Annotated in this window: 16 protein-coding genes and 1 tRNA gene; 6 read left to right on the forward strand and 11 right to left on the reverse strand. The window is 57.6% G+C overall.

What is annotated here, in order from left to right; translation table 11 throughout:
- Positions 1 to 3: 3 nt before the first annotated feature.
- Positions 4 to 1,053 carry an HDOD domain-containing protein gene (locus ACUUL3_RS06290; RefSeq protein ID WP_448555638.1) on the reverse strand — a complete coding sequence of 350 codons (1,050 nt, stop codon included), beginning with the start codon at positions 1,051 to 1,053 and terminating at the stop codon, positions 4 to 6.
- Between the two features lie 618 nt (positions 1,054 to 1,671).
- Between ACUUL3_RS06290 and ACUUL3_RS06295 the strand changes: the two genes are divergently transcribed.
- Complete coding sequence (locus ACUUL3_RS06295; RefSeq protein WP_448555640.1) at positions 1,672 to 2,760, forward strand: hemolysin family protein; 1,089 nt, start codon at positions 1,672 to 1,674, stop codon at positions 2,758 to 2,760.
- On the opposite strand, the gene ACUUL3_RS06300 is transcribed toward ACUUL3_RS06295, so the two are convergent.
- From ACUUL3_RS06300 to ACUUL3_RS06340, 9 genes are all read right to left on the reverse strand, one after another.
- Positions 2,713 to 4,068, reverse strand: coding sequence for a 4Fe-4S binding protein (locus ACUUL3_RS06300; protein ID WP_448555641.1), 1,356 nt, complete (start codon positions 4,066 to 4,068; stop codon positions 2,713 to 2,715). The genes ACUUL3_RS06295 and ACUUL3_RS06300 overlap by 48 nt on opposite strands.
- Positions 4,069 to 4,072: 4 nt before the next feature.
- The gene (locus ACUUL3_RS06305; RefSeq protein ID WP_448555643.1) at positions 4,073 to 5,194 is read right to left on the reverse strand and encodes a S1C family serine protease; all 1,122 of its coding nucleotides are present in this window, start codon (positions 5,192 to 5,194) and stop codon (positions 4,073 to 4,075) included.
- A gap of 3 nt (positions 5,195 to 5,197) precedes the next feature.
- A complete protein-coding gene (gene mgtE / locus ACUUL3_RS06310; RefSeq protein ID WP_448555645.1) occupies positions 5,198 to 6,583 on the reverse strand; it encodes a magnesium transporter in 1,386 nt (461 codons plus the stop codon).
- Between the two features lie 189 nt (positions 6,584 to 6,772).
- Positions 6,773 to 7,054, reverse strand: coding sequence for a hypothetical protein (locus ACUUL3_RS06315; protein ID WP_448555647.1), 282 nt, complete (start codon positions 7,052 to 7,054; stop codon positions 6,773 to 6,775).
- Between the two features lie 99 nt (positions 7,055 to 7,153).
- Positions 7,154 to 7,230, reverse strand: a tRNA-Met gene (locus tag ACUUL3_RS06320).
- Positions 7,231 to 7,284: 54 nt separating this feature from the next.
- On the reverse strand, positions 7,285 to 7,728 hold the full coding sequence (locus tag ACUUL3_RS06325; RefSeq protein WP_448555649.1) for an acyl-CoA thioesterase: 444 nt from the start codon (positions 7,726 to 7,728) through the stop codon (positions 7,285 to 7,287).
- Positions 7,728 to 8,954: a cofactor-independent phosphoglycerate mutase gene (locus ACUUL3_RS06330; RefSeq protein WP_448555651.1), complete on the reverse strand. Its 1,227-nt coding sequence runs from the start codon at positions 8,952 to 8,954 to the stop codon at positions 7,728 to 7,730. The genes ACUUL3_RS06325 and ACUUL3_RS06330 overlap by 1 nt, the downstream gene beginning before the upstream one ends.
- Positions 8,941 to 10,254 (reverse strand): homoserine dehydrogenase, encoded by a 1,314-nt coding sequence (locus tag ACUUL3_RS06335; protein WP_448555653.1) that lies wholly within the window; start codon positions 10,252 to 10,254, stop codon positions 8,941 to 8,943. The genes ACUUL3_RS06330 and ACUUL3_RS06335 overlap by 14 nt, the downstream gene beginning before the upstream one ends.
- Before the next feature lie 120 nt (positions 10,255 to 10,374).
- Entirely contained in the window at positions 10,375 to 10,623 is a 249-nt protein-coding gene (locus ACUUL3_RS06340) for a hypothetical protein (RefSeq protein WP_448555655.1), read from the reverse strand.
- 95 nt (positions 10,624 to 10,718) lie between these two features.
- On the opposite strand from ACUUL3_RS06340, the gene tolQ reads away from it, so the two are divergent.
- The 5 genes from tolQ to ybgF are packed head-to-tail and all read left to right on the forward strand — an operon-like array spanning position 10,719 to position 15,166.
- Positions 10,719 to 11,396 (forward strand): protein TolQ, encoded by a 678-nt coding sequence (tolQ, locus tag ACUUL3_RS06345; RefSeq protein ID WP_448556444.1) that lies wholly within the window; start codon positions 10,719 to 10,721, stop codon positions 11,394 to 11,396.
- Positions 11,397 to 11,418: 22 nt separating this feature from the next.
- A complete protein-coding gene (gene tolR, locus ACUUL3_RS06350; protein ID WP_448555657.1) occupies positions 11,419 to 11,850 on the forward strand; it encodes a protein TolR in 432 nt (143 codons plus the stop codon).
- 8 nt (positions 11,851 to 11,858) lie between these two features.
- Complete coding sequence (locus ACUUL3_RS06355; protein ID WP_448555659.1) at positions 11,859 to 12,821, forward strand: TonB C-terminal domain-containing protein; 963 nt, start codon at positions 11,859 to 11,861, stop codon at positions 12,819 to 12,821.
- A gap of 2 nt (positions 12,822 to 12,823) precedes the next feature.
- Positions 12,824 to 14,137: a protein TolB gene (locus ACUUL3_RS06360; RefSeq protein ID WP_448555661.1), complete on the forward strand. Its 1,314-nt coding sequence runs from the start codon at positions 12,824 to 12,826 to the stop codon at positions 14,135 to 14,137.
- A gap of 30 nt (positions 14,138 to 14,167) precedes the next feature.
- The gene (ybgF, locus tag ACUUL3_RS06365) at positions 14,168 to 15,166 is read left to right on the forward strand and encodes a tol-pal system protein YbgF (protein WP_448555662.1); all 999 of its coding nucleotides are present in this window, start codon (positions 14,168 to 14,170) and stop codon (positions 15,164 to 15,166) included.
- 110 nt (positions 15,167 to 15,276) lie between these two features.
- Here ybgF and ppsA read toward each other — a convergent pair whose 3' ends face one another.
- Positions 15,277 to 17,727, reverse strand: coding sequence for a phosphoenolpyruvate synthase (gene ppsA / locus ACUUL3_RS06370; protein ID WP_448555664.1), 2,451 nt, complete (start codon positions 17,725 to 17,727; stop codon positions 15,277 to 15,279).
- Between the last annotated feature and the right edge of the window lie 192 nt (positions 17,728 to 17,919).

The following is a 17,919-nucleotide window of genomic DNA, read 5'->3' on the forward strand; positions in this document are numbered from 1 at the left end:
CCGCTATGCAGCTATGGGCATGGTTTTATCTGTAGTCAAAATCCGCGCAAATTGCAGCCATTTTTCCACCGGAAAATCACCGGCAAGCTCATTGAGGTCGGTGGTGATCCTGGAGCCATAGGCGGCGCTGAGCAGGCAGCGATCGGCTATGGCCACGCACTGCGTCACCCCGCGCAGCGAATTGAGGGGTTGCCCGTGATTGGCGGCGGCGTCCACCATTACCAGAGGCAGGTTCCACCAGAGGAGCAGCGAGCTGCCCAGTTCGAGATGGGAAATACCGAAGATCTGTTCCTCAAGTTCGGTGGCGAAAAGCTGATAGCGCTGCATGAAGGAAGGAGAATTCTGCAGATCCTCATCAAGGGAGGAAAGAAAAACCAGTTTGCCGATATCATGGAGCAGTCCCGCGGTGATCGCGGTTCTTTCCAGACCCGGGGCCACGTTTTCGGCGATAATACCGGCAAGCTTGCCGCACTGGATGCTGTGGTCGATGATCCGCAGGGCGTGGCGGTGATATTTTTTGGGATAGCGGAAATGGTTCAGCGCGGAAAGGAAGAGGATCATTTTCCTGGTCCGGCTGATGCCGAGAAAATTGACGGCCCGATGCAGATTGTCAATGCCAACGCCTCTGGCGAAAAGGGCGGAATTGACAATCTGCAGCAGGCGCCCGGCCAGGGGGGGATCCTTTTCGATCACCTCGACCACGTCTTTCAGGGCGTAATTGGCATTTTGGAGAATAAGCTCAAGTTCCCGCATGACAGGAGGCAGGGCAGGCAGACATTGGCCCTGCCGCATGAAATCCCAGCATTTGCGCACCCGGATCCGGGAGCGGACAAGCAGATCATGCTCCATTGCGCCGATCACCTGCGCGTCGACCGGGAGCAGAAAGGAACGGTGGGCTGAGCCAGTGGCAACCATTTTCAGCAGAGCATCGTTTTCGCCTTCCTCGGAAAATACGATTCTGATTGCGTGGGGACAGACATTCTGGACAAAACGGAGAAAATCATGCTCCTTTATCCCCGGCAGATTCAGGTTGCAGAGAACAACGTCGGGCATGACCCCGGAGACAAGCTGTTTGAAATCTTCAATACCGGCACAGAAACAGAGAAGATGCGGCCAATGACTTAGGGATTCTTGAAATGCGGTTCGGTGTGATACATTGTGATCAACAATAAAGACGGAATACTTCTTCATGCAACCCATAGATCGCCCAACCCCCCTTGGCCACTAACGCACGCAGCATGCAATAGTGCCTGTCTCCTGAAAAAAGGAGCAATCCCACCATGTTGGTGATATATGAAGGAGTTCGGATGTGTTACTTTTTTTTGCTGAGACCTGTTTTGTCTGCAAAATTATTGAAGGAGATAAAAAATATATATAATACATAGTATCCCTTATGCAACCAGAAATCTGCCTGCATTGCATAAATAATTGAAATAAATTCACGCAAAATGCGCCTCGACGGCGTGAGTAGCCAGCCCGTTGAAAAACGGGCTGGGCGGTACCGGATGTGTCGCCGGATTCAGCCGGATTCAGCCGGCCCAGCAAGAGCCAGGCAAAAGCCAGGCAATCCGGGAAGTTGGCCAAAGCGTCTTTGACCAGCCGGTGGTTGCAAAAGCCGTCCCCGGCTTTTGCAACCACCGTTAACAGCAAACCTGCCCCCTGGAGGAAAAATTGATCTTACAATTATGCCTTTCTGTCGGATTCGCCATTGTCATCTCTTCCTTATGCAGCATCTGCGAAGCGGCGCTCTACTCTCTGCCCGTGAGCCATATCGAAATCACCAGCCACACCCACAAAAGGATTGGCAAGATCCTGATGGCCCTCAAAAAGGACATCCACAGGCCCATCACGGCAATCCTCACCCTCAACACCATCGCCAACACGGCCGGTGCCGCCGTGGCCGGCGCCGCGGCAGCCGAGGTCTTCGGGGACAGCAGCATGGTGTGGTTTTCCGCCGCCTTCACCTTCGCCATCCTGCTTTTTTCGGAAATTCTGCCCAAAACCCTCGGGGTCGCCTACTGCAAAAACCTGGCTGTCTGGATCGCCTTTCCCCTGCACTGGATGGTTAAAATTCTAACGCCCCTGGTCCTTATCATCCAGGCGATCACCCGCCTGCTGCCGACCAGGGGCGACGGGCTTCTGGTTTCCGCCGAGGAGATCCGGGCCCTGGCCCGCCAGAGTCACAAATCAGGGGAGATCAGCCTGCAGGAACGGCGGGTCATCACCAACATCCTTGACTTGAAGGAAAAAAACGTCCGGCAGATCATGACTCCCATCACGGTCACCTTCATGCTCAACGCCGATCTGAAGGTGGAGGATGCCATGGGAGAAAAGGAAATGCTCAGCATGCACAGCCGCATCCCGGTGTATCAAAAAAACATGGATGACGTCATCGGTATTGTCCTGAGGAAGGATCTCCTGAGCTGCGCCACCCAGGGCGGGGAAAAGAAAAGCCTGCGCGACATCATGCACCCGGCGCATTTTGTCCCGGAAACCGGCCGTCTCACCAAAATCCTGCTCGAATTCTTTGAACACCACATGCATCTCTTCATGGTGGTGGACGAATACGGCGCCGTGACTGGGGTGGTGAGCCTGGAGGACATCATCGAGGAGATTGTCGGCAGGGAGATCATCGATGAATCGGATCAGGCCACGGACATGCGGGAGGTGGCCCGGAAAAAGAGAGTCTCGTTCCTCAATCAACTGAACAGACTAAAAAATGACAGTCAGATAAAAAAACAGAAGGAGAGCGATAAGTAAATTGATGCCGAGAAAGTTGCGCAGCCGGACATGCCCCTCGAAATCGTTGAGGCAGAACTGCCAGAGGATGTAGCATCCGGCGATGGAGCCGTTGAGCATGAAGAAGGCGGAGAGGATCTGCACCGGAAAATCCGGAATGGCGAAGAAAAGATTTAAAAGGAAGCCCAGGCCGAACTGCCTGCCCAGGGTGGGGATGAAATTGCCGAGCCCGGCGGCGAAATAGCTCATGCGGTAGACCAGTTCGCCGGTGAAGGCCATGGGGATCAGGATGGGAACCATGGGCGAAAATTTCCCGAAGAGTGGATCCTCGGTGATCCCGAAAAGCCGTGAACCGAAACGGATGATCGCCATGGAAAGGGCAAAGCCGACGAGGAGGAGCAGGCTGAAGAGAACGGCGTCGGGCCAGCCGGTGTAGGAGGCGACCTGACTGTACATCTCCTTCTTGCGCAGAAACCTGGCGAGCTGGGAGCCGATCAGGAAGGGAACGATGTAGGAACAGGTGATGTAGCGGCCCTTGTTGCGGATCAGCTCCGAGTAGGGGTTGCGCAGGAGGAGCTGCGGGGAATTGCGGTCGCAGAAAGGCAGGCAGTGACCGCAGACCAGGCAGTGCAGATTGTTCTGCACGTTATAGGCGCCCAGGTAGACCGGGCAGCCCCGCTTGCCGTCCAGCCCCTTTTTACAGGCAAAGGTTTCGCAACCACGGCACTTGTCGTGATCGGGCCTGAATTCGGTGATGGAAAGCGTGGCGGCCGCGCCGCTGATCCGGCCCAGCGGACAGAGGTGCCGGCACCAGGCCTGCCCGGGAAAAAGCACGGAAAGCACCGCCGCCCCCAGAACAATGGAAAGAACGAAATATGAAGTGCCCACCGGTGAGCGATCCAGGCTGGCAACAACCTCGATCCAGATGATCAGGGCCAGAAGGATGACCGAGGCGTAGACCCCGTATTTCTGCAGAATCCTCGGCACATTCCAGGAAAGCGTCAAGCCGCGGCGCTGGAGAAAGACCCCCAGGCCGGGAAAGGGGCAGATGCCGCACCACATCCTGCCCACAAAAAACCAACTCAGGACGATGGTGGGCCAGATAAACCCCCAGGAGAGAAAAACGGCGACGTTGCGGTCGGGGTCGCGGGGGCCGAAGAGGCCGGAGATGACCACGAGGACAAAGAGCACATCGCCGGCGGTCCGCAGATAGGCGTAATGGTGGCGGGCAGCCAGAAATCTGCGGATCCCGGGAAAAACCCGAAAGAGATCCAGACGCTGCTCATTAATGGAGATAAGACTTTTCAGGGCCCGCGTCCACCAGGTCAACTCGTTACCCCACCTCTTCCAGGCTCACGGAAACCTGGAGTTGTTGTCCTTCCCGTTCGATTGTCAGGGTGACCGCCTCGCCAACCTTATAATGGTCCAGGGCATTTCGCAAGTCGTCATATGAGGCGACTTCCTCCTCGTTCACCGCCACGATGATGTCGCCCAGGATGATCTCTTCCCGCAAGCGCCGGGTGCCCTGCAGGCCAGCCGCTTCCGCCCTGCTGCCCGGTTGCACGTTGATGATCAGCACGCCGGTGACCCCGATGCGCTTGGCAATCTGTTCATTGGCCACGGAAATGCCCAGACCGGGGCGGATGACCCGCCCATAGCGGATGATCTCCGGCACCACCCGGTTGACGACATCCACCGGCACGGCAAAGCCGATACCGGCGCTGCCGCCGGAAGGGCTGTAGATGGCGGTATTGACGCCGATGAGCCGGCCGGCGCTGTCAAGGAGAGGCCCGCCGGAATTGCCGGGATTGATGGCGGCATCGGTCTGGATAACTCCTTCAATGGTGCGGCCGGTGGCGGATTTAATCTCCCTGCCCAGGGCGCTGACGATACCGGAGGTCAGGGTCTGGTCAAGCCCGAAGGGGTTGCCGATGGCAAAAACCTTCTGCCCCACCAGGAGATTGCTCGATTCACCGATGGGCAGAGGATGGAGCTGGTCCGCCGGCGCTGCGATCCGCAGAACCGCGATGTCCTTGTCCGGCGCCACCCCCACCAGGGTGGCCTTCCAGGAGGAGCGGTCGGCAAGGGTAACCTCCACGCGGCTTGCCGATTCGATGACATGATAATTGGTGACGATGCGGCCCTCCTTGTCCCAGATAAAGCCGGACCCCGTACCCTGGGGGATTTCATGAACGTTCAGGCTGAAAAGGTTGCGCCGCAGTTCGATGTTGGTGATGTAAACCACCGACGGCGAGGAGACGCGAAAAAGTTCGATGGTGTTCTGTTCGTCAGAGGCGAGATCGCCCCTGGCGGTTATCGCACGCGGCTTGGCGGTGGGGTCGAGCGGCGAACGCTCATGCAGGAAAAAAAACCACCAGCCCACGAGGATGCAGACCAGGAGGGCAAGGAGGGAAACCCGGCGTTTGGCAACAGGATGTGACGGCGGCGTGATCATGTCCTAAAGATTGAGAAGAATTTTGGCTACGAAAAAATAGACGGTGACCCCCAGGATGTCGATGGTGGTTGTGACAAAGGGGCCGGTGGCGATGGCGGCGTCGATGTCGAGCCGACGGAAAACCAGGGGGACCAGGGTGCCCACCGTCGCGGCGAGGCTCATGGAAAAAAGAATGGCAAAGCCCACCACCAGTCCGAGGCGGGGCGTCTCCATATAGCCAAGATAGGCAAGAATTCCCAGAAACAGCCCATAAACCGCGCCAAGAAGCAGCCCGACCCGCATCTCCTTGAAGATCAGTTTGCCAAGGGCCTGCATATTGATGCGGCCGGTGGCGATGCCGCGCACGACAATGGTGCTGGACTGGGTGGCGATATTGCCCCCCATGCCGGCGATGATGGGAATAAAGGCGGCCAGGGCGACCACCTGCAGCAGTTCGGTCTGGAAGGAGCTGATGATCAGGATATTGACGACTCCGCCCAGCCAGGTGGCGAAAAGCCAGGGCGCCCTGGTCATGGCGTTTTTCAGAACCGGTTTCAGCAGGATCTCCTGGTCCTTGCCAGCGCCGGCCATTTGCAGGAACTCCTCCGTCGCCTCCTCGCGGATGACGTCGATGATGTCGTCAACCGTCACGATACCAACCAGGCGGTAGGCGGAATCCACGACCGGCACGGCAAGAAAGTTGTACTTGGAAACAACGTGGGCGACCTCGCCGCGGTCCATTTCGGTGGTCACGGCGATAACCCTGGGGTTCATGATGTTTTTCAGTTGCCGGTACGGAGGGTGCATCAGCAGTTCGCGCAGGGAAAGTACACCGGACAGGCGCGCCTCGTCGCCATGGGTGATATAGAGATAGAAGGACATCTCCTTTTCTTCGCTGTACTCCTGAATTTTCTTGATGGCGTCTCCCACGCTCATTTCGTCATCCAGGGCCATGAAATCGGGAGACATCAGGCCGCCGGCCGTTTCGGAGTCGTACTGGAGAAGCTCGTCGACCTCTTCCCGGTCTGATTTCTCCATCCCCTTGCGGATTTCGTTGGCCACGCTCTCGGGCAGTGCTTCCAGGATGTCGGCGGCGTCGTCCTTATCCATCTCCTTGATGATGGAAACCATGTACTGCGGGGTGAGGGCCTCCACCAGATCGATCATGATCGCCTGATCGAGCTCGCTCAGGAATTCACCGACTATGGGCGTTTGCGCTATGATGTTGAAGACGTTGCGACGTTCTTCCGAGGGAAGATGGCGAAAGATGACGGCCAGGTCGGCCGGATGGGTCTTGTTGACGAGCTTGAGGAGGTGATCGACGGCGTTGCGACGGTTCAGGCGGCGGATGGTATCGAGGATGACCATCGCTTCATTGCCGATGAGTTCTCTTTTCAGGGTAATATTCATGCTCTCAACCCTTCAGCGCGCCGGAAATAAGGTGGGAAATCAAAAAACTATAGCTTCTTCAGGCAAACACCGTCAACCATCTTGGATTCATTTCGCGGATCTTATCGAGCATTCCGGACCGATCAAGCCGCCGGTCTCGGTCCTGTTCCGGGGGAGAAACATCCGGTGGGCACCCTGCCCCGAAAAGGGTTACGCCAGCCAGCCGGTCAGGGCTTCAACGATCTTCTGGGCCTGGTCGGGGCTTGAGATGTTGAACTTGGACTGCTGGGAGTATTCGCCGTTGACCTTGCGGTAGCGCCGGATGGAATATCTGTCGGTGCTGTATTCGTTTTTCTTGGCATCCCACTGCTGGTAACGGAAAATTATCGTCGCCCAGGCACCCTTGGAAAGGATGATCTTGTCAAGCTCCTTGACGACCACCACCCCTTCCTCTTCGTATTGGATCGTTACCTCTTCAACATTCGCAGCCATATCACCCCTCAACATCCTTCAGCCTTGGCGAACGGACACGCGCTCAGGCCTCATCAAATAAAAAAAGGACTCAGCTGAGCTAAGTCCTTGTTATATGCTTGGTAGCGGGGGCTGGATTTGAACCAACGACCTTCGGGTTATGAGCCCGACGAGCTACCGAACTGCTCCACCCCGCGTCAGATTTAGCCATAATACCCTTTCCAGCGGAAATGTCAAGGAAGATAAAGGAATTATGCCGGCTTTGCCGATTTTTTTTGCAGCTGCGCCAGGATATCCGCCGGCAGCCTGGCGAGCTTGCCGTTGGCCGTCACCGCGGCATGCACGGTATATCCCTGGACCAGCAGCCTGCCGTCCTCTTCCCTCGTGATCCGGTAATTGAACCGGCAGGAAAGGGGCCGCACCTCGGCAAGACAGGTTTCCACCACCAACAGGTCGTCGTAGCGGGCGGAAGCCTTGTAACGGACATGGCATTCCACCACCGGCAGAATGAAACCGCTTGCCTCGATCGCCTTGTAGGAGGTGACCTGGGCCCGCATGAATTCGGTGCGCGCCGCCTCGAAATAGCGCAGATAGTTGCCGTAGTAGACAACGCCGCCGGAATCGGTGTCGCCGTAAATGACGCGCAGGAGATGCCGATGGATCGGCTCCCCCATGTTCAGGCTTTTCTCCGCCATCAACCCCGCTCAAGAATACGTTGAAAAAATTCCCGGCCGTCGGCGAGAAGCCTGCCGGTTTGGGCGGCGCTCTCCTCGTCGTAGGGCAGGCCGGACCCGGGAGAAAACTCGCGGGAATCATAAATAGCGACCGGTACAGGCTGCCGGCCATGGGTCCGGATGGCCAGGGGGGTGAAATGATCCATGGCCACCACGAGGCGAAAATCAGCACCCATCTGTCTGAGCCCCTCCAGTACCGGTTGCACGATCTTCTGGTCAAAATCCTCGATGGCGCGGATCTTGTCCCGCAGATGACCCTGATGCGCGGTTTCGTCGGGCGCTTCCACATGGACAAAAACAAAATCCTTGTCCCGCAGGGCGTCGAGCGCGGCCTTGGCCTTGCCCCCGTAGTTGGTGTCCAGATAGCCGGTGGCGCCGGGCACGTCGATGATCGAAAGCCCGGCGTAGACCCCGATGCCTTTTAAAAGATCCACCGCCGAGATCAGGGCGCCCTCAATGCCGTACTGCGCATTGAGGCTCGGCATGACGGGCGCCTTGCCCTCGCCCCAAAGCCAGATGGCGTTGGCGGGATTGAGCTGTTTTTCCCTGCGGGCCCGGTTCACCGGATGGTCGGCAAGGAATGCCACGACTTTGGCAAGCGCCTCCTTGAGGTGGGGATAGGCCTGGTAGCGTTGCCAGAATTCGCTGACCTCGCGCCCGGTATGATCATGGGGCGGCACGGTGACGAGCCCTGGAAGGACGCCGTCATGGACAAGAAGATGACGGTAGCTGACCCCGGGATAGAAGCGCAGGCGCGAAGACCCGGCAACCTCCTCGATCCCCTCCAGCAAAATCCTGGCCTCGGAACTGCTGATATGGCCGCTGCTGTAATCTTCCATGAAAACGCGGCCGTCCTCGGCAAAACGCAGGGTGACCAGATTGCAGCGAAAGGCGATCTCGTCCCTGGCCAGATCGACGCCGAGACTGGCTGCTTCAAGCGGAGCCCTGCCGCTGTAGCATTCGGCGGGCAGATAGCCAAGCAGGGAGAGGTTGGCCACGTCGCTGCCCGGCGGATACCCGTCCGGCACGGTGCGCAGGAGACAGAGTTCCCCTTTGCTGGCAACGGCATCCATGGCCGGGGTTTTCGCCACCTGGAGCGGGGTCTTGTTGCCCAGTTCGGCAATGGGGAGATCCCCCATGCCGTCGCCGACCAGAATGACGTATTTGAGGGGTTTACCGCTCTTCATGGTCATCCATGATCCGGATCTTCACGGTCTTGTCGGTACAGATGTCCAAAGCGTCAATCTCGGCAAGCGCCTTGCGGACCGAGGCCTCGCCGGCTTCGTAGGTGCGGATGACGATGGGCACCGTGCCCTTCTTCTCCCTGCCCTTCTGGATCACCGATTCAATGCTGATATTGTATTTGGCCAGGACGCCGGAAATGGTGGAAAGCACACCGGGCTTGTCCACCGCCGTCATCCTGAAATAGTAACAGCCGCGCAGGTTCTCCATCGGGGTGATCCCCCTGGCCTTGATCTCCGCGGGCAGATAGGAAAGGCAGGGCACCCGGTTGATGCTGTTGTTGAGGATATTCCTTGCGATATCAACGACGTCGGCGGCAACCGCGCTGCCGGTGGGCATCTTGCCGGCGCCCTGGCCATAGAGGAGGATGTCCTCAACCATGTCGCCGGTGAAATGGATGCCGTTATAGGCGCCGCCGATATTGGCCAGCATATGTTTTTCCGGAACCATGGTGGGATGCACCCGCGCTTCCACGGTATCGCCGTGATTCTTGCTGATGGCCAGCAGCTTGATGCGATAGCCGAACTCCCGGGCAAAGGTGATGTCGATGGGCTCGATCTGGCTGATGCCCTCGATGCTCACGTCGCTCAGGCTGACTTTCATGCCGTAGGCCATGGTCATCAGGATCACCAGCTTGTGCGCGGTGTCGATCCCTTCCACGTCATAGGTTGGATCGGCTTCGGCATACCCCTTTGCCTGCGCTTCCCTGAGCACCTCGTCAAAGCCCATGCCGAAGTCGGTCATCCGGTTGAGGATGTAGTTGGCGGTGCCGTTCATGATGCCCATGATGGAGAGGATCCTGTTGGCGACCAGCCCTTCCTTCAGGGCCTTGATCACAGGGATGCCGCCGCCGACGCTGGCCTCGAAACCGACCTCGACGTTTTTTTTCGCCGCCGCCTCGAAAATCTCCATGCCGTGCTGGGAGATCAACGCCTTGTTTGCGGTCACCACATGCTTGCCATGCTCGATGGCCTTCAGAATAAAGGTCTTGGCCGGCTCGATGCCGCCGATCAGCTCGACCACGATGTCGATATCCGGATCCTTGAAGATCAGATCCGCATCCCGGACCAGTTCTATATCGGAAAATTGCGGAGGCAGGGCCTCGATTCTGATGTCGGCAACCCGGCACAGCCTGATCACGGCCCCGGTTTTCCGCCGCAGCCTTTGCGACTGCAGAAGGAGCACCTCCGCCAAACCGCTGCCGACCGTACCAAAGCCAATCAATCCAATTTTGATCTCTCTCATGGGTGAGTTCCTGCTCTTCATTAAACAATAAACAATCCGTTGAAAAAACCGTGCCTGGCTTTTTCAACCATCGGTCGGCCATGGAAACCGCCGGCTGCCATCTCCCGAGGCCACGCGACGTCAGCGCCTGCCTTGCCCAAATTTCAAGGGTAAACAAATACCCTCTTTGCCAAACGATGTCAAAAAAATTAAAAGATGGGCCGGACGGGGGCCAGTCCGGTTTTTTTCAGGTGCCCCTCCCTTTGCCAGGGAGTAAGATTGACAAGTCAGGGAAAAAAAATTAAAGATAGCCATACTGTTTAGGGGCATATCAGCCGGAACAAATTCACCTCGTTTTCTTTTCAGAACAGCACCAACTGTTCCAGCCATGTTTATCCTTGGGAATTTGGCATTACACGTCATCCATTATCCAACCATTACTATGAAGAGGATTGCAGCAAGTGGGAGAGCTTAATGTTTTCGCAATGTTTTTAGGGGCAGGACTCGTGGTGAAATGCGTCATGCTGCTACTGCTCGGGTTTTCGCTCTATTCATGGTTCATCGTATTTCAAAAGTTTTCCCTTTACAAGAAGGCCAGGCTGGAAAGCGAAGACTTCCTGGACACCTTCTGGCAGAGCAAGAACCTTGCCGAGGCCGTGAAGTACTCCCAGGAGTTGACCCTCTGTCCGGAGGCGCACATCTTCAAGGCCGGGTACCACGAACTGCAGAAGCTCGGCAAGACCCACACCTCAAGCCGTTCCGCCGAAGAAACCCTGGAAGCGCGCCTCGCCGGGATGGAACCCCTGAAGCGGGCACTACGCAAGGCGGAAAACATGGAGTCGGCCCGCCTGTCGAGATCCCTGCCCTTCCTGGCCACCACCGGCAGCACCACCCCGTTCATCGGTCTGTTCGGCACGGTCTGGGGCATCATGACCTCCTTCCATGAGATCGGCATGCGCGGCTCCGCCTCGCTGGCCGTGGTGGCGCCGGGCGTATCCGAAGCACTGGTCGTAACGGCGGCGGGCCTTGCCGTTGCCATTCCGGCGGTTGTTTTTTACAATTACTATTCCAACCAGATGGCGGATATCGAAAGCAGGATGCACAGCTTTTCCGTTGATTTTCTGAATCTTGTCGAACGCGATTTCATCTCCCGTCAGGGATAATTTTTCAGCCGGGTAACATGCCATGGGTCCTGTAGAAGAGGGCGGAAGCTGCAAGAGACGCCTGGTTTCGGACATCAATGTCACGCCGTTGGTGGACGTCATGCTGGTTTTGCTGATCATTTTCATGATCACCGCGCCCATGATGACCCAGGGGGTCGACATCAATCTCCCCGAGACCACCGCGCGGCCTTTGCAGCAGGAGAAAAAACCGATCATCGTCTCCATCAATAAAAAAGGGGAGATCTTTCTCGATCAGAGCAAGGGCAGCCAGGCGCTGATCAAGCAACAGCTTGCCGATCTGGCCAAGAAAGGCACGGACAGCTCCATCCTGTTGCGGGCGGACAAGGATGTCCCTTACGGACTGGTCGTTTCCGTCATGAGCGATATCAAGACGGCGGGGTTTGACAAGCTTGGCATGATCACCCAGCCTGAAATCGAAAAAGCGAAGAGATAAGATACGACGTGCCGCACTTTTATCTCCCCAGCTCGGAAGATCCGGAAAAACAGTGGCGCATTTCCATGCTCCTTGCCATCGGCATGCACCTTCTTATTTTCCTGGTCGGCTATTTTGCCCCCAAATTTTTCAGCTTTCGCCCCAAGATCCAGGAGGTGCAAACGGTAAACCTCTTTACCGTGCAGGATATCAGGCAAAGCGCGCCGGCGGCGGCCCCTGCCCGGAAAGCGCCAGCCCCGGAGCCGAAGCCGGAAGCGAAAAAAAAGGCGCCCGAGCCGGTCAAGGAGCCGGAACCGGTGAAAGCGGAGCCGGTGAAAAAAACGGAACCCGTCAAGGCGGAGCCTGTTGCCAAAAACACCATCTCCCTGAAGCCGATCAAGAAAAAGGATAAGGCGGATATCGAGAAGGTAAAGAAGCTGCGGGAAAAGCTCCTTGCCGAAGAAAAGGCGAAAAAAGCCAAGGCTGACGCCGACAAGGCAAAAACAGAGGCAGAAAAGGCCAAGGCTGTTGCGGACAAGGCCAGGGCCGATGCCGAAGCCAAACTGAAATCCGCCATGGCCAGCCTCAAGCAGTCCCTCAAGGCCGGACAGGTAGCCGGCAAGGGAGGCCCCGGGGCAACGGGAACCTCGGCGACCGCCACCGGCACCGGCCCAGGCGCCGGCAGTGGCGCCATGGTGGAAGAGAATCTGCGCCGCTATCTGCTGGCGGTGAATGAACAGATTCAGGAAAACTGGCGACTGCCGGACCTGCAGAGCTGGAAGGACGATCTCGAGGCCATTGTCGTCATCCGGGTCCGCAGGGACGGCGTCGTGATCAACAAATTCTTTGAAAAGAAATCAGACAACATCTACTTTAACCAATTTGTCGAAAAAACCCTGAAGGACTCGTCGCCCCTGCCGGCGTTTCCCGTGGGGCTTGAAGATGAAGAAATGGAAATAGGCCTCAAGTTCAGGCCGGGAGAAGTGCTTTGATCATGTTGCGCGCCAAAATCCGTACACAAAAAATTTCACGATTGCTGCCGGCCCTGGCCCTCTTTCTCATCTGCGCCATTTCCGCGCCGCGGGCTGAGGCGAGGGTATATCTGGACATCACCTCCCCGAATTTTCGCAAGGTCAACATCGCGGTGCCCTACTTTGTCGACAAGGCGCATCCTGACAAAATGGCGGACTCCGGGAAGAGGATGGCCGATCTCATGAGCCGCGCCCTTGCCTTTCACGGCTTCGTGGAAATCATCAACCCCAACACCTACAACGGCAGCCAGGAGTGGGACTGGCCCGCCATCGGCGCCGAGTTCACCGTCCTGGGCCAGTATGAACTCGATCAGACCGGCATTGCTCTGGAAATGCGCCTTACCGACATCCAGGGCGGGCGGATGATACTGGGCCGCCGCTATAAGGGCGCAACCAGCAAAACCAGGGATATGCTGAAAAAGTTCTGCGACGAGGTGGTGTTGCAGCTCACCGGCGAACAGGGCATCAGCCTTAGCCAGCTTGCCTTTGTTTCAAACGGCACCGGCGCCAAAGAGGTATATCTTGCCGATGTCCTGGGCGACGATATCCGCCAGGTCACCCAACACGAGTACCTTGCCGTTTCCCCCCGATTTTCCCCGGACGGCAAGCTGCTCGCCTACACCTCCTATCATCGCGGCAACCCGAACCTCTACATCACCGAGTTGAGCACCCTGCGGAAGACCACGCCCATTTCCCGGCGCAAGGGGCTGAACATGGCCCCATCCTGGGCGCCGGACAGCAAGGTGATGGCCGCCACCCTCAGCAAGGACAACAATCCGGACATCTATATCATCGACAACAACGGCAACGAGCTGCGGCGCCTTACCAACGGCGAGGGCATCAATGTCTCGCCAAGCTGGTCGCCGGACGGCAAGAGCATGGCCTTTGTTTCGGACCGCAGCGGCACCCCGCAGGTCTATGTCATGGAGATCAAGACAAAGGCGGTGAAACGCATCACCTTTCTGGGCAACGAAAACACCACCCCGAACTGGTCTCCCAAGGGAGACTGGATCGCCTACACCGGACTCGTCAACGGCACAAGGCATATCATGATGATCAAGCCGGAAGGCGGCACCCCGGTGCAGATAACCCAGTCATGGGGAGAGCACGAATCGCCCAGCTGGTCGCCGGATGGACGCCAGATTGCCTTTTCGAGAAAACGCAACAACAAGCAGGAAATTTGCGCTATTTTCAAAAGCGGGGCCGGTTTGCGCACCCTTTTCAACCTGAAAGGTGACCAGTTTTCGCCGCAATGGTCCCCCCGCCAGGATATGTAGGTTCTTTTGCCAGAAAAAAGGGAGAATACCATGAAAAAAACCATGACAAACCTCGCCCTCACCCTTTGCCTTTCCCCACTGCTCATGCAGTGCGTCGCCGCGCAAAGCGATGTGCGGGGCATGGATCTGCGCCTGCGCACCATGGACACGAAGCTCACGGAAATGGACCGCAACTTCAATGCCCTGAGAAACCAGCGCGGTACCCAGGCGGAAATGGGCAATCAGCTGGATCAGATCAAATCACGGCTTCTCCAGCTCGAAGGCAAGCTCGATGAACATACCCACCAGCTCCGCAAGCTGCAGGACGAGCAGGCGAATTTGAAGCAGAGCGGCGGCGGCCGCATCGATCAGCTCCAGACCCAGGTCAACGAATTAAGCGCCAGGAACAAGGAGCTGAACACCCAGCTCTCCTCGGTCTCCGAGAACTTCTCCCAGTTGCAGGAATCCCGCGCCAGAGAAGCTGCCGAGCGGGCCGCCGTGGCGGCAAAGGCGGCGGAGGACGCCCACCGGAAGGCGGAGGAAGCCGGCGGCCCGCGCATCATAGAGCCTTCGCAGACCAAGAAAAAAGCCGGCGAGAAGGAAGCAGGCGAAGCGGTCCGGAAGGAGCCGGAGCCGAAGAGCGCCGCCGCCCCGGCGGCGGAGGAAAAGGAACCGACCAGCAAGGACACCCTCTACAACAACGGCCTTGCCGCCTACAATGCCAAGAAATACAAAGAAGCGTACAACGATTTTTCCAGTTATCTCGAAAAAAACCCCTCCGGCGCCCTGGCCCCCAATGCCCGCTTCTGGTTGGGCGAATGTCTTTTCCAGCAGAAGGAGTTCGAGCTGGCCATTTTGGAGTATCAAAAGGTCATCGCCGACTATCCCAAGAGCAACAAGGCTCCGGCCGCCCTCCTCAAGCAGGCGCAGGCCTTTGAAAGGCTCGACGAAAAGGAAACGGCGAAAATCGTCTACAACAAACTGCTCGCCGATTACCCGCAGAGCGAACAGGTTGCCGCGGCAAAGAAACGGCTGGCCGAGTTGAAGTAACACCCTTCCGTTTCACGGCCCTCCATACCTCCCCCGGATTCCGGCAATAAAAAAGGGGGCGCGGCATAATCGCCGCGCCCCCTTTTTTATTGCTCTTTTCTCTGAAAAACTCAGGCCTTGATGCCCAGTTCCTTTTCCTTCTTGGCAATGGCCAGACGGGTCTTGATGACGGTGTCGGAGATGAGGCTGATGGAATCGATGCCGCACTCGACGAGGAAGGTGGCGAAATCGGGGAAATCGCTGGGAGCCTGCCCGCAGATGCCGATCTTGCGGCCGCGGCGCTTGGCGGTATCGATCACCATCTTGACCATGGTCTTCACCGCCGGGTTGCGCTCGTCATAGATGTGGGCAACCAGATCCGAATCGCGGTCAAGGCCCAGGGTGAGCTGGGTGAGGTCGTTGGAGCCGATGGAGAAGCCGTCGAAGACGTCGGCAAAGGCATCGGCGGCAATGACGTTGGAGGGAATCTCGCACATCACGTAAACCTCCAGGCCGTTTTCGCCCTGGACCAGGCCGAACTCACGCATTACCTCGATGACCTTGCGGCCCTCTTCCGGAGTGCGGCAGAAGGGCACCATCAGCTTGATATTGGTCAGACCCATCTCGTTCCGCGCCTTTAAAAGCGCTTTGCACTCCAGCTCGAAAGCCACCTTGTACTTGGCATCATAATAACGGGAAGCGCCGCGCCAGCCGATCATGGGGTTGCTCTCCTCGGGTTCGTAAAGCACCCCGCCGATCAGGTTCGCATACTCGTTGGACTTGAAGTCGGAGAGACGGACAATGACATCCTTTGGATAAAAACCGGCGCCGATACGACCGACACCCTCGGCCAGCTTGTCGATGAAGAACTGCTTCTTGTCATCGGGATAGGCGGTGGTTTTGGCCTCGATCCGGCTGACGATCTCGGCGATCTTCTTGTCCCCGGCCTTGGCCTTGGCCAGGAGGTCGTCAAAGTAGTAAAGGGCCAGGGGGTGGATGCCGATGTGGGAGTTGATGATGAACTCCTCGCGGGCCAGGCCGACACCCTCGTTGGGAATCTGCCCTTCGGAAAAGGCCTTCTCGGGAATGCCGACGTTCATCATGATCTTGGTCTTGGTGGCGGGCACGGTTTCGAGATCGAGACGCTCCACCTCGAACTTCAGCAGTCCATCGTAGATGTTGCCGGTTTCGCCCTCGGCGCAGGAAACCGTGATCGGCGCGCCGGCCTTGATCATTTTTGAGCCGGTGACCGTGCCGATGACACAGGGAATGCCAAGCTCGCGGGAAATAATGGCCGCGTGGCAGGTTCTGCCGCCGCGGTTGGTGACGATGGCGGAGGCGATCTTCATGATCGGCTCCCAGTCCGGATCGGTCATGTCGGTGACCAGCACCTGCCCCTTCTTGAAGTCGTGGATGTCGGCGACCTTTTCAATGACATTGGCCTCGCCCTGGCCGATCTTGGCGCCAACGGCCTGACCGGTGGCGATGACGGTGCCCTTCTCTTTCAGGACATAGGTCTCCATGATCTTTTTGGTATCCTGCGAGTGCACGGTCTCGGGACGGGCCTGGACGATGAAGAGCTTGCCGGTGCCGACCTTGACGCCGTCACCATCCTTGGCCCATTCGATGTCCATGCCCTTGTTGTAGTGATCCTCGATGATGCAGGCCCAGTTGGCGAGCTGGAGGATCTCGTCGTCGTTGAGCACATAGCTGCCGCGCTCTTCGGGAGTGGTGCCGATGTTCTTGACCGGCTCCTTGGCCTTGGGGTCGTCGTTGTAGACCATCTTGATTTCCTTGCTGCCGACCCGCTTGCCGACGATGGGCCTCTTGCCCTGCTTCAGGGTGGGCTTGAAGATGTAGAACTCATCGGGGTTGACCGCGCCCTGCACCACGTTCTCGCCCAGGCCCCAGGCGCCGGTGAGGAATACCGCATCCTTGAAGCCGCTCTCGGTGTCGATGGAGAACATGACCCCGGAAGAGGCGGAGTCGCTGCGCACCATCTTCTGCACCACGATGGAGAGATAGACGTCGAACTGGCCAAAGCCCTTGTCATGGCGGTAGGAAATGGCCCGGTCGGTGAAAAGGCTGGCAAAGCAGCGGCGGCAGGCGTCGATGAGCTGCTCCGGGCCGCGGATGTTCAGGTAGGTTTCCTGCTGGCCGGCAAAGGAGGCGTCGGGAAGATCCTCGGCCGTGGCCGAAGAACGCACGGCAACATCGACGTTGGGGCCGTACTCGGCCTCCATTTTCCTGTACGACTCCAGGACGGCCTTGCGCAGATCCTCGGGAAACTCGGCGTTGCGGATGATGTTACGGGTTTTTTCGCCCCGGGCCTGAAGGTTCCGCAGATCATGGGTATCAAGACCGGCCAGGGCGTCCTCGATCGCCTTTTCAACCCCGGCGGTTTTCAGCAGATGCCGGTAGGCATAGGCGGTGATGGCAAAACCGTTCGGGACGGCAACCCCCTTTGACGTAAGCTTCTGATGCATTTCACCCAGAGAGGCATTCTTGCCACCGACAAGGGGGACATCCTCAATACCGATCTCATCAAACCACAGAATGAAAGCCTCATCATGTTTACCCATCGTGCTCTGCTCCCAATTTTTTTATTTAAGAGTTTAATACGAAGAACGTACTAAAAAAATATCCAATAATTATGCGGCAAACGCCAACACTGTATAGCGAATCTTGCCTCAGGGGTCAACCGAAACCTGACCTTGCCGGCAAATACCTGCTCTGTTTTCCGACCGCTTTCCCGGGAGATGCCCAGCCTTGCA

Source organism: Thiovibrio sp. JS02 (assembly GCF_053485635.1).